9 protein-coding genes, 2 tRNA genes and 1 pseudogene are annotated in these 11104 nt (G+C 66.9%); 6 read left to right on the top strand and 6 right to left on the bottom strand.

Annotation, left to right across the window (positions count from 1 at the left end; genetic code table 11):
- Nucleotides 1-336, bottom strand: a pseudogene (locus QZ378_RS10185) (hypothetical protein); the annotation flags it as partial.
- Nucleotides 337-563: 227 nt separating this feature from the next.
- Complete coding sequence (locus QZ378_RS10180) at nt 564-1391, bottom strand: RNA methyltransferase (RefSeq protein ID WP_291258184.1); 828 nt, start codon at nt 1389-1391, stop codon at nt 564-566.
- Nucleotides 1392-1616: 225 nt separating this feature from the next.
- Between QZ378_RS10180 and QZ378_RS10175 the strand changes: the two genes are divergently transcribed.
- Both QZ378_RS10175 and QZ378_RS10170 read left to right on the top strand, forming a co-directional pair.
- Nucleotides 1617-1704: transfer RNA gene (locus QZ378_RS10175), tRNA-Ser, on the top strand.
- Nucleotides 1705-1741: 37 nt separating this feature from the next.
- Nucleotides 1742-1832: transfer RNA gene (locus tag QZ378_RS10170), tRNA-Ser, on the top strand.
- Between the two features lie 353 nt (nt 1833-2185).
- Here QZ378_RS10170 and malQ read toward each other — a convergent pair.
- Nucleotides 2186-3664: a 4-alpha-glucanotransferase gene (gene malQ, locus QZ378_RS10165; protein ID WP_291258183.1), complete on the bottom strand. Its 1479-nt coding sequence runs from the start codon at nt 3662-3664 to the stop codon at nt 2186-2188.
- A 126-nt stretch (nt 3665-3790) separates the two neighbouring features.
- Here malQ and QZ378_RS10160 point away from each other — a divergent pair, with 126 nt between their 5' ends.
- Nucleotides 3791-4408: a DNA alkylation repair protein gene (locus tag QZ378_RS10160; RefSeq protein ID WP_291258182.1), complete on the top strand. Its 618-nt coding sequence runs from the start codon at nt 3791-3793 to the stop codon at nt 4406-4408.
- A 36-nt stretch (nt 4409-4444) separates the two neighbouring features.
- Here the strand turns inward: QZ378_RS10160 and QZ378_RS10155 are convergent, their stop codons facing one another.
- Nucleotides 4445-4954, bottom strand: a complete 510-nt coding sequence (locus QZ378_RS10155; protein ID WP_291258181.1) for a DUF4358 domain-containing protein — start codon at nt 4952-4954, stop codon at nt 4445-4447.
- Nucleotides 4951-7443 carry an ATP-dependent Clp protease ATP-binding subunit gene (locus QZ378_RS10150; RefSeq protein WP_291258180.1) on the bottom strand — a complete coding sequence of 831 codons (2493 nt, stop codon included), beginning with the start codon at nt 7441-7443 and terminating at the stop codon, nt 4951-4953. The genes QZ378_RS10155 and QZ378_RS10150 overlap by 4 nt, the downstream gene beginning before the upstream one ends.
- Before the next feature lie 330 nt (nt 7444-7773).
- Between QZ378_RS10150 and QZ378_RS10145 the strand changes: the two genes are divergently transcribed.
- Together QZ378_RS10145 and brnQ are read left to right on the top strand one after the other, a co-directional pair.
- Nucleotides 7774-7944, top strand: a complete 171-nt coding sequence (locus QZ378_RS10145) for a 4Fe-4S binding protein (RefSeq protein WP_087241378.1) — start codon at nt 7774-7776, stop codon at nt 7942-7944.
- 86 nt (nt 7945-8030) lie between these two features.
- Nucleotides 8031-9329: a branched-chain amino acid transport system II carrier protein gene (gene brnQ / locus QZ378_RS10140; RefSeq protein WP_291258179.1), complete on the top strand. Its 1299-nt coding sequence runs from the start codon at nt 8031-8033 to the stop codon at nt 9327-9329.
- A gap of 249 nt (nt 9330-9578) precedes the next feature.
- On the opposite strand, the gene QZ378_RS10135 is transcribed toward brnQ, so the two are convergent.
- Nucleotides 9579-10160 carry a hydrolase gene (locus QZ378_RS10135; protein WP_087241382.1) on the bottom strand — a complete coding sequence of 194 codons (582 nt, stop codon included), beginning with the start codon at nt 10158-10160 and terminating at the stop codon, nt 9579-9581.
- Nucleotides 10161-10294: 134 nt separating this feature from the next.
- On the opposite strand from QZ378_RS10135, the gene QZ378_RS10130 reads away from it, so the two are divergent.
- Complete coding sequence (locus tag QZ378_RS10130; RefSeq protein WP_087241384.1) at nt 10295-10975, top strand: TIGR00266 family protein; 681 nt, start codon at nt 10295-10297, stop codon at nt 10973-10975.
- The last annotated feature ends 129 nt before the right edge of the window (nt 10976-11104 follow it).

The raw sequence follows: 11104 nt of genomic DNA, 5'->3' as shown, positions 1-11104 counted from the left end.
CTCCGCCCCGCCGTCCCCGTCCAGATCCAGCAGCACATACTCCAGCTCCTCCGCCGGGGGCAGGGTGACCTGGTGCAGCTCCAATCCCCCCGGCGGGCGGTCCAGCGCCCCCGGCTCCCCCGCCAGCAGGGCCCGGTAGGCCGCCAGGGCCTCGGCCGACACAGGCGCGGGGGACAGCGGCGGCGAAACGGGCACGGAGTTGGCGGGCTCTTTCAGAGCTTCCAGGGGGGCGGGCGCGGGGCTGCCGGACGGCGCCGGCGGTTCTCCGCCCCCCGCGCAGGCGGTAAGGGCGGCGGCCAGCAGACAGGCCAGCCCTGTTATGGACGTGCGGTTCACAGCGGTATTCCTCCTTCGGGTGGTTGTGCAATCATGATACCACCTGTACGCCCCCGAGGAAACCCGGCCGCGGTTTCAAATGGTGAAAATTTGGTAACAAGCATTCAGAAGTCCGGGACGGAGGCCATGCCGCCGCTGGCGGACGCATTGGGCGGCGATGTGTGAACAGACCGTCTGGAGCGGGGCGTGTATTCGCATGACAGGATATGCCTGGTCGGCATGGCACCTCACCGGGGCCGCAGCTGCCAGAAGGCCACGGCGCTGGCGGCGGCCACGTTGAGGGAGTCCACACCGTGGGCCATGGGGATGCGGACGGTGTCATCACAGCAGGCGATGGTCTCGGGGGAGAGGCCGTTCCCCTCGGAGCCCAGCAGGACGGCCAGCCGCTCCGCCTGGGCCAGCCGGGGCTCCTCGATGCTGATGGAGCTGCCGCTCAGGGCCATGGCGGCGGTTCGGAAGCCCATCTTCCGCAGGAGGGCCAGCCCGGCCCGGGGCCACTGGCCCTCCCCCTGGCCGATCCAGGCCCACGGCAGCTGGAAAACGGCGCCCATGCTGACCCGGATGGCGCGCCGGTAAAAGGGGTCGCAGCAGGAGGGAGTGACCAGCACAGCGTCCATCCCCAGCGCGGCGGCGGAGCGAAACAGGGCCCCCACATTGGAGGCATCCGTGATGTTCTCCAGCACGGCCACCCGGCGGCTGTTCCGGCACACCGCCTCCGCATCGGGGAGAGCGGGCCGGCGCATGGCGCAGAGCATACCCCGGGTGAGGGCATAGCCGGTGAGCCGGGCCAGCACCTCCCGGTCGGCGGTGTAGACGGGGACATCCCCGCAGCGCGCCTCCAACCGTCGGGCGAACAGGGGAAGATGTCTGCGCTCCATCAGCAGGGAGAGAGGGCGGCAGCCGGCGTCCAGGGCGCAGGAGATCACTTTGGCGCTCTCGGCGATCAGGATGCCCTGCTCCGGCTCCCGCCGGCTGCGGAGCTGTGCGTGGGTGAGCTGGGTGTAGGGGTTCAGCTCGCGGAGGGAGAGATCTGTGATCTCCACAATGTGTGCCATGGCGCACCTCCCGGGTGGCGGATGTTCTGTCCGGCAGATTGTCTGTACCGGACTCAGCGGTACCCACCATATCATATACCGGGCTCTTTTTCAAGCGGTTTTCCGCCGCCTTTCCCCCTGGGATGCCCATCCGTCCATCCAAATTGAAGAAATTGCGCAAGAAAGATTGACAGAGGGGAAAAAATATGGTATGATCACCTTCGCACTTGACCGGAGATCGGACGTGGAGAGATGTCCGAGCGGTTGAAGGAACCGGTCTTGAAAACCGGCGATGCGCAAGCATCCGTGGGTTCGAATCCCACTCTCTCCGCCACATTTTTATTCGTTCGGCAGTCTGTTGTCAGGTATTTGCAGAAGTACCCAAGTGGCCGAAGGGGCTCCCCTGCTAAGGGAGTAGGGCGGGAAACCGTCGCGAGGGTTCAAATCCCTCCTTCTGCGCCAACGAGAAAGCCTAGAACCGCGATGGTTCCAGGCTTTTTCTTTTACCTTTTTGAGTGGAAATACCCTTTGCTTTACCCTTTGCAGGTTCAGAACGTCCTTGATATAGGATCCCATGCGGGCGGAGCTCTCCCGTTTCATTTGGTCGGTGACGTGCCCATATCGTAATTGTGTGGTCAGCAAACCGCTACTACCTTTTCGGGAAGTTTTTCTCTTCTGCCTTTCTCATCGCGATAAGCTGGTCTACCTTCGGCGCAGCCAGGGGCCTTTGATACCGCCAAAACAGTACCCCCTGAGGACATCTCCCCAGGGGGTATAAATACGCTGTGCAGGAACAACAGCCGCTGCAGTTCCGCCTATCTTCGGTAGGTGCGGGTGATACGGGCCAGGCGGCCGGACACGTCGGGGTTGAGGGCCTCCCGCCGCACCCGCCAACTCCAGTTCAGAGCGCCGGAGGTGCCGGGGGCATTGACCCGGGCGTCGGCCCCCAGGCCCAGCAGATCCTGCAGAGGGGCGATGGCCAGGCGGCAGGGGGACATCCAGGCCCCGCACACCGCGCCCCAGCCGAAGCCCTCGTCCTCCCGCAGGCGCAGGTAGTCCGAGGCGAAATCCCGCTCCGCGGGGGAGGCCAGGGAGAACAGCCACTGGACAAAGGTGGGGGTATCGTGGGTGCCGGTGTACATCACCGCGTCCCGGGGGCAGTTGTGGGGGAGATAGGCGCTCTCCCCGTTGGGATCAAAGGCGTAGACCAGCACCTTCATGCCGGGCAGGCCGCTCTCCGCGATGAAGCGGAGGGCGTTTTCGTCCAGATCCCCCAGATCCTCGGCGATCAGCGCCAGCCCGGGGACGGCGCGCAGCACCTCCACCAGCTCCATGCCGGGGCCCTTTTCCCAGTGCCCCTCCCGGGCGTCCTCCGCCCCGTCGGGAATGCACCAGTAGGTGTGAAAGCCCCGGAAGTGGTCGATGCGCACCACGTCATACAGCCGGGCCAGGTGAACCGCCCGGCTGCGCCACCAGGCAAAGCCGGTCTTCCGGTGGTAGTCCCAGTCGTAGAGGGGGTTGCCCCAGTGCTGGCCCTTGTCGGAGAAGGCGTCGGGGGGCACCCCGGCCACCCCGGCGGGGGTCATGTCCTCCTTGAGCTGGAACAGCTCCGGCCGGGCCCACACCTCCGCACTGTCGGGGGAGACGTAGATGGGCAGATCCCCGATGATGGAGATGCCCTTCCCGTTGGCGTAGGCCTTCACCGCCGTCCACTGGCGGAAGAAGAGCAGCTGGAGGAAGGTGTGAAAATCGCACGCCTCCTTCAGCTCCGCCCGGGCCTTTTCCAGGGCGGACTGCTTCCGCAGCCGGAGCTCGTCGGGCCAGTCGGCCAGCGGCTTTCCGTCGAATCTGTCCCGCAGGGCCAGGAACAGGGCGTAGTCGGGCAGCCAGCTCCGCTCCGCCTCCAGGAACTCCGCCAGCTCCCGGGCATAGCGGGCCCTGCCCCGCGCCCAGGCCTTCTGCAGCAGGGGAATCCGGGTCTCCAGGAGCCAGGGATAGTCCACCCGGTCGGGGTTGTCCCGCCGGGCGGAGTCCAGCTCCTCCGCGGTGAGCAGACCCTCCTCCGCCAGCTCATCCAGATCCAGGAAGAGGGGGTTGCCGGCGAAGGAGGAGGGGGACATGTAGGGGGAGTTGCCCCCGCCGGGGGGCACCAGAGGGAGAATCTGCCAGAACTTCTGGCCCCCTGCCGCCAGAAAGTCCACAAACTCCCGGGCGGGGGTGCCGAAGGTGCCGACGCCGTAGGGCCCCGGCAGGGAAAATACGGGGAGCAGGACGCCGCTTGCGCGCGCTTGCATACAAAGACCTCCAGTACAGGAAGAATCACGTTCCGCCCCATTATAATCCCTGCCGGCCCCGTCCGCAAGCCTTGAAATTGCGGGGGCCTGTGCTATACTGGAAAAATACAAGAGGAGGGGAGCGCCGTGTGGAGGAGCCTGGAGGAGAAGATCCCCGTTGAGGGGGAAAATCTGCGGCTGGTGCGGAGCCTGGCGGAGGAGTATTTCCGCACCCACACCGGGCCGGAGTGCTGGGAGGCGACCCGGGCCCTCTATGCCTCCCCGCACTTCCAGGTACAGGAGGCGGGGGTGTTCCTGTGCGGCTGGCTGGCCCCGGAGCGACCGGAGGCCCTGACTTTCCTGCGGGATACCGTCAGCGCCCACGAGAGCTGGAGGGTGCAGGAGGTGCTGGCCATGGCCTTCGACGCCTGCTGCAGGGAGACGGGGTATGAGGCGGCCCTTCCGGTGATCCGCGCCTGGCTGGCGGACGGACGGGCCAACGTGCGCCGGGCGGTGTCGGAGGGCCTGCGGGTGTGGACGGCCCGTCCCTATTTCAAGGAGCACCCGGAGGAGGCGGTCTGCCTGCTGGCGGCCCGGCGGGCGGACGAGAGCGCCTATGTGCGGAAGTCCGTCGGCAATGCCCTCAGGGACATCAGCAAGACGTACCCGGCGCTGATCCGGGCGGAGCTGGAGACCTGGGACACCGGCTCCAAAGCGGTGATGCAGGTCTACAGGCTGGCGTCAAAGAAGCTGGAGCCGCGGTGAATAGGTAAGGGCGGGTGCACACACCCGCCCATTTTGCTATGCCGCCGCCAGGATGGTGTCCCGGATGGCATCAAAGACCGCGTCCTGATCCTGGCACATGACCAGCAGGACGGTGCCGTCCTCCAGAGTCTCCAGCCGGGCGTTGGAGGCAATGTCGTACTGGTCGGCCAGATACTGCTCAAAGCTCTGCTTCTGCCGGTCGATAAAGCCCTCCAGGCCCTCCCGCACGGCGGTCTCCCTCCCCTGGGCGGGGTAGACGGCTGCGATGCCGTAGGCCCGCACGTTCATGAGGGAGGCCGACAAGGCGAAGGCGTCCACGTCGTCGGGGGTCAGGCCCATGAGATCCAGATAGAGGGGGAGCTGCTCGTCGGCCTTGTCGGACAGGACGGGCAGGGCGTCGTTGGCCTCGGCGTCCCGGGCGTCCTCGATGGCGGTTTCATAGAGCTGGGTGCGCGCCTCGGCGGAGAGGGCTGGCTTGTCCCCGCCGGAGCACCCGGCCAGCAGGGCCAGGGAGAGCGCCAGGGGGAGTATACGGGTCAGATTCATGTCGGTTCCTCCTTTGTATTGAGAGCCTGGACGGCGGCAGGGGGGATCTCCAGGCGCAGGGCGCCCTCCGAGCCGTCCACCAGGACGGTGTCCCCGGCCTGGACGGCCCCGCTGAGCAGCTTCTCGGCGGCCACGTCCTCCACCTGGGCGCGGATGGTGCGCCGCAGGGGGCGGGCGCCGTAGTCCGGGTCGAAGCCCTGGTCGGCCAGCACCGCCAGGGCGGCGTCGGTGAAGCGGAGGGTGACGCCCAGGGCGCGCATCCGCTCCCCCACCCGCTCCAGCATCCGCCGGGCGATGGCCTGGATTTCCGCCCGGCCCAGCTGGGTGAACACGATGGTCTCGTCCAGCCGGTTGAGGAACTCCGGCCGGAACACCTTCTTCAGATCCTCCAGGACGGCGGCCCTCAGCTCCTCCAGGGGACGGGTCTCGCCGTCCTTCCGCTCGGCGGCGGAGAAGCCCAGCCTGGAGCCCTTGGCGGTGATGCGCGCCGCCCCAACGTTGGAGGTGAGCACCACCACGGCGTTTTTGAAATCGGCCCTGCGGCCCTGGGCGTCGGTGACCACCCCGTCCTCCATGATCTGGAGCAGGATGCCCCACACATCCGGGTGGGCCTTCTCAATCTCGTCGAAGAGCACCACGCAGTAGGGCCGCCGGCGCACCTTCTCGGTGAGCTGGCCCCCCTCCTCGTGGCCCACGTAGCCCGGCGGCGAGCCGATGAGCCGGGAGACGGTGTGCTTCTCCATATACTCGGACATGTCGAAGCGGAGCAGGGCCTCCTCACTGCCGAACAGGGCCTCGGCCAGGGCCTTGCACAGCTCGGTCTTGCCCACGCCGGTGGGGCCCAGGAAGAGGAAGCAGCCCGTGGGCCGGTCTGGATCCTTCAGGCCCACCCGGCCCCGGCGGACGGCCCGTGCCACCGCCTTCACCGCCTCCTCCTGGCCCACCACCCGCCGGTGGAGGGCGTCCTCCAGGTGGAGCAGCCGCTGGCTCTCCGCCTGGGTGAGGGTGGTGACGGGCACCCCCGTCCAGCCGGACACCACGGCAGCCACGTCCTCGGCGGTGACCGCCCCGGTGTTCTGGCCGGAGCGCCAGGCGGCCTTCTCCCGCTCCAGCTCCCTGCGGAAGTCCTCCTCCGCGTCCCGGAGCATGGCGGCCTTCTCAAAGTCCTGGCCCCGGATGGCCTCCTCCTTCTCCCGGCGGGCCTCCGCCACCTTCTCCTCCAGAGTGCGCAGCTCCGGCGGGGTGCCCAGCCGCTCCATCCGCACCCGGGAGGCGGCCTCGTCGATGAGGTCGATGGCCTTGTCGGGCAGGCGGCGATCCCCGATGTACCGGGTGGAGAGGGCCACGGCGGCGTCGATGGCCCCGTCGGTGATCTGGAGGCGGTGGTGGGCCTCGTACCGATCCCGCAGGCCCCGGAGGATGGCCCGGGCGGTGTCCTGGTCGGGCTCGGGCACCAGCACGGGCTGGAACCGCCGCTCCAGGGCCGCGTCCTTCTCGATATACTTCCGGTACTCGTCGGTGGTGGTGGCGCCGATGATCTGCAGCTCACCCCGGCCCAGGGCGGGCTTAATGATGTTGGCCGCGTCGATGGCCCCCTCGGCGGAGCCCGCCCCCACGATGGTGTGGAGCTCGTCGATGAAGAGGATGATGTTGCCCACCCGGCGCACCTCGGCCAGGATGTTCTTCACCCGCTCCTCAAATTCCCCCCGGTACTTGGTGCCCGCCACCATGGCGGAGAGATCCAGGGCCATGAGGCGCTTGGAGCGCAGCTCGTCGGGCACGTCCCCGGCAACCATCCGGCGGGCCAGGCCCTCGGCCACGGCGGTCTTGCCCACGCCGGGCTCGCCGATGAGGGCGGGGTTGTTCTTCTGCCGGCGGGAGAGGATCTGGATGACCCGCTTGATCTCCTCCTCCCGGCCCACCACCGGATCCAGCATGCCCCCGGCGGCCAGGCGGGTGAGATCCCGGGCGAACTGCTCCAGCAGCCTGGCGTCGCCGCCGTACTCCCGCTCCCGGGTCTTGCCGTTCCCCCGGAAGGGGGAGGGGGATGCATCGCCCCCCATGGCGGCCACCACGTCGGCGTGGAGCCGCCGGGGCTCCGTCCCCATGCCGGTGAGTACCCGCACCGCCACGCCGTCCCCCTCCCGGAGGATGCCCAGCAGCAGGTGCTCGGTGCCCACATAGTGGTGGCCCAGCCGGGCCGCCTCCGCCAGGGAGAGCTCGATGATCTTCTTGCACCGGGGGGTGAGCCCCTGGGACGGGGCGCCGCCCGGGGCGCCCACCCCCACCAGGCCGGCGATGGCGGCTTTCAGGCCCTCGGGCTCCACCCCAGCGGACTGGAGCACCTTGGCGGCCACCCCCTTGCCTTCCCGGGCAAGGCCCAGCAGCAGGTGCTCGCTGCCCACGTAGCCGTGGCCCAGCTCCGCCGAGCCCTCCTGGGCCAGACGGAGGGCCGCCTGGGCCCGCTCGGTAAATCTGGTCTCGTTCATGTCCCCCTCACCTCGTCTGTTCCTGCTCCACGGAAAGCGTATCCGGTGCTTCTTGACGTGCTTCATCCGCTGTGCCACGCCCCTTCTCCTTTGTTCTGTGCCGGTGTGGGCTGCTCCGAGGCGCCCCGTCCAGCGCCGGGGTCAGGCTCCCGGCGGCCTCCATGTGAAATGGCGAGGGTCTGTCCATGGAAAACTGCACCTCCTCCGGTTGATCGGATCCTATTTTTTCCCACCATGAAAAAATATACCCACAGTCGGGGCAATTTAGCATTGCAATTTTCAAAAGTTATGGTACAATGACTGTAGCTTGAGTGTTTGGAGGTGTATCCAATGGCCTATGTTATCAGCGACGCCTGCGTGAGCTGCGGTTCCTGCGAGGGCGCTTGCCCCGTGGGTGCCATCTCCCAGGGCGACAGCCAGTACGTCATCGATGCCGGTTCCTGCATTGACTGCGGTTCCTGCGCCGATACCTGCCCCACGGGCGCTATCTCCCAGGGCTAATCTGGTACGTACTACTTAATGTAGAAAAGCAGCGGCATGCCTTTGGCTTGCCGCTGTTTTTAACGCGATAAAGAGGATGTGAAGCTGTGGAGGAGAAGAGACTGGGGGCGAGGGGCCTGCTGCTGGTGGGCCTGACCCTGTTCTCCCTGTTTTTCGGGGCGGGCAACCTGATTTTCCCGTCGGGCATCGGGGCCATGGCGGGGGTGCACACCTGGCCTGCCGTGGCGGGACTGGCCGTCAGCGCCGTGGGCCTGCCGGTGCTGGGGGTGGTGGCGGTGTCCCGGGCCGGCGGCATGGACGCCCTGGCCGGCCGGGTGCACCCCGTCTTTGCCCGGGCCTTTACCGTGGCGGTCTATCTTGCCATCGGCCCCTGCCTGGCCATCCCCCGAACTGCCACCACCTCCTTTGAGATGGCGGTGCCCCCCTTTGTGGGGGAGGGGGCCCCGGTGGCCCTGCTGCGCCTGATTTACTCCCTGGTGTTCTTCGCCGCCGCCCTGGCGCTGGCCCTGCGGCCGGAGAAGCTCACCGACCGGCTGGGCAAGATCCTCTGCCCTGTGCTGGTGGGCCTCATTGTGGTGACCTTTGCCGCCAGCCTGCTCAATCCCCTGGAGGGATACGGCCCGGCCGGCGGCGAGTACCTGACCCACCCGGCCGTCCGGGGCTTCCTGGAGGGCTATCAGACCATGGACACCCTGGCCGCCCTGGCCTTCGGCATCGTCATCGCGGTGAACCTGCGGGCCCGCGGGGTGGAGAAGCCGGGGGCGGTGGTGCGCTCCACCGCCTGGGCCGGGGTGATCGCCGGGGTGCTGCTGCTGGCGGTGTACTGCATGCTGGCCCATGTGGGGGCCCTGTCCGGCGGGGCCATGCCCAACCCCGCCGACGGGGCGGAGGCCCTGACCAACGCGGCGGGCCTGCTGTTCGGCACCGGCGGCCGGGTGCTGCTGGCCGCCATCTTCCTGATCGCCTGCTTCAACGTGTGCGTGGGCCTCATCAGCTCCTGCGGGACTTATTTCCACGGCATCTGCCCCCGGCTGGGCTACCGCACCTGGGCGGTGCTCTTCGCCGTGGTGAGCATGGTGATCTCCAATGCGGGGCTGGCCCAGATCCTGGCGGTTTCGGCGCCGGTGCTGGGCGCCCTCTATCCGGTGGCCATCGTGCTCATCGCCCTGTCCTTCTTCCAGCGCTGGCTGGCGGGGCGCCGGTGGGTCTATCCCGTGGCGGTGCTGTTCACGGGGGTGTTCAGCGTGCTGTTCGCCCTGCGGGATGCGGGGCTGCCCCTTGGCTTCCTGGACGGGCTGCCCCTGGCAGGGGTGGGGCTGGGATGGGTGCTCCCGGCCCTGGCCGGCACGGTGCTGGGCCTGCTGTGCTCCGGGCGGAGAAGATGAGAAAACAAGGCGCGGTTCCTGTAGGAACCGCGCCTTCAGACTGTCGAAAAACCTCCCGCGAAGGAGAGCCTCGCAGAGTTCCGTCATCCGCAGCTGACGGAATAAAATGAAAATCCGTCATTTCCGGGGACATGCGCCTCGGAAATGACCCTTCTCATAGCGGAAGGGCTGACTTTTTCGCAGGAAAATGAAGCCCTTCCGCTATGCGGCCTTCTCACAAAAGCGGCCAAGGCCGCTTTTGTGACGCGCCTACAGCGCCGCGCACTGGGCCTCAATATCCGCCTCGGTGGCCTTCATGGCCTGGAGGGTGCGCTCCAGCAGCTCACTGAGCTCCCAGCCCAGCAGCTCTGCCCCCTGCTGGATGGTCTCCCGGGAGCAGCCGGCGGCAAAGCGCTTGTCCTTGAACTTCTTTTTCAAACTGGACAGCTCCATGTCCTGGACGCTCTTGGAGGGCCGCATGAGGGCGGCGGCCCCGATGAGGCCGGTGAGCTCGTCCACGGCGAAGAGCACCTTCTCCATCTGGTGCTCCGGCTGGGCGTCGCCCTCCGTCATGCCCCAGCCGTGGCTCACCACCGCGTGGATGAGGGCGGGATCCAGCCCCCGGGCCTCCATGATCTCCCTCACCTTGACGCAGTGCTCCTCCGGGTACTGCTCAAAATCCAGATCGTGGAGCAGGCCGGCGGCGGCCCAGAAATCCGCCTCTCCGCCATAGCCCAGCTCCTGGGCGAACCAGCGCATCACCGCCTCCACCGTCAGGGCGTGGCGCAGATGAAAGGGCTCCTTGTTGTACTCCTTGAGCAGCTCCAGGGCCTGCTCCCTTGTCAGTTCCATGGTCTGACGCCTCCTTCGTGGGTTTGCTTTATCATAGCACAGCGGAAAAGGGTTTGTAAAGATTTCATACAGGGCTTGCTATCCTTCGGAAATCGTAATATACTGGTGGTATCTTGAAAAAGGGAGGCACCAGCATGAAATACGAGATTCTCGGCGAGCCCCTGCCGGTAGTCGTCTGCCACCTGGAGGGCGGCGAGTCCATGATTACGGAGCGCGGTTCCATGGTTTGGATGAGCCCCAACATGAAGATGGAGACCGGCGCCGGCGGCATCGGCAAGGCCTTCGGACGCATGTTCTCCGGCGACTCCATTTTCCAGAATACATACACCGCCCAGGGCGGCCCGGGCATGATCGCCTTCGGCTCCAGCTTCCCTGGCTCCATCCGGGCCATTGAGGTGGATCCGGCCCACCCGGTGGTGGTGCAGAAGAGCGGCTTCCTGGCCTCGGAGCAGGGGGTGGAGCTGTCCATCTTCTTCCAGAAAAAGCTGGGCGCCGGCGTGTTCGGCGGCGAGGGCTTCATCATGCAGAAGCTGTCCGGCCACGGTACCGCCTTTGTGGAGCTGGACGGCTCTGCGGTGGAGTACGAGCTCCAGGCCGGAGAGAGCATGGTTATCGACAGCGGCAACCTGGCCATGATGGACGCCACCTGCTCCATGGACATCCAGATGGTGAAGGGCGTCAAGAACGTGCTGTTCGGCGGTGAGGGCCTGTTCAACACGGTGGTCACCGGCCCGGGCAAAATCGTGCTCCAGACCATGGCCATCAGCGGCGTGGCCGCCGCCCTGGCCCCATTCCTCAACACGGGGAACAAGTAAGTCAGAGCTTTTTGGAAGCGACAGGTTCCGGCACACATGTGTGCCGGAACCTGAGACGGTCGATAAACCCTCCAGCCAAAGGATTCGGAGGGAGGGATAGTGTGAAAGGCTGCCCCGCAGGGCGTTTCG

Origin of the sequence: Flavonifractor sp. (assembly GCF_019422385.1) — a bacterium.
Lineage (GTDB): Bacteria > Bacillota > Clostridia > Oscillospirales > Oscillospiraceae > Flavonifractor > Flavonifractor avistercoris.
The sequence above is the reverse complement of the archived record's forward strand: the minus strand, read 5'-3'. Positions and strand labels throughout refer to the sequence as shown.

Bases quoted from the DNA above. Each gene is read 5' to 3' on its own strand.
- QZ378_RS10180 (WP_291258184.1), bottom strand. From the start codon at position 1,391: ATGGCACACATTGTGGAGATCACAGATCTCTCCCTCCGCGAGCTGAAC.
- malQ (WP_291258183.1), bottom strand. From the start codon at position 3,664: ATGCAAGCGCGCGCAAGCGGCGTCCTGCTCCCCGTATTTTCCCTGCCG.
- QZ378_RS10155 (WP_291258181.1), bottom strand. From the start codon at position 4,954: ATGAATCTGACCCGTATACTCCCCCTGGCGCTCTCCCTGGCCCTGCTG.
- QZ378_RS10150 (WP_291258180.1), bottom strand. From the start codon at position 7,443: ATGAACGAGACCAGATTTACCGAGCGGGCCCAGGCGGCCCTCCGTCTG.
- QZ378_RS10145 (WP_087241378.1), top strand. From the start codon at position 7,774: ATGGCCTATGTTATCAGCGACGCCTGCGTGAGCTGCGGTTCCTGCGAG.
- QZ378_RS10135 (WP_087241382.1), bottom strand. From the start codon at position 10,160: ATGGAACTGACAAGGGAGCAGGCCCTGGAGCTGCTCAAGGAGTACAAC.
- QZ378_RS10130 (WP_087241384.1), top strand. From the start codon at position 10,295: ATGAAATACGAGATTCTCGGCGAGCCCCTGCCGGTAGTCGTCTGCCAC.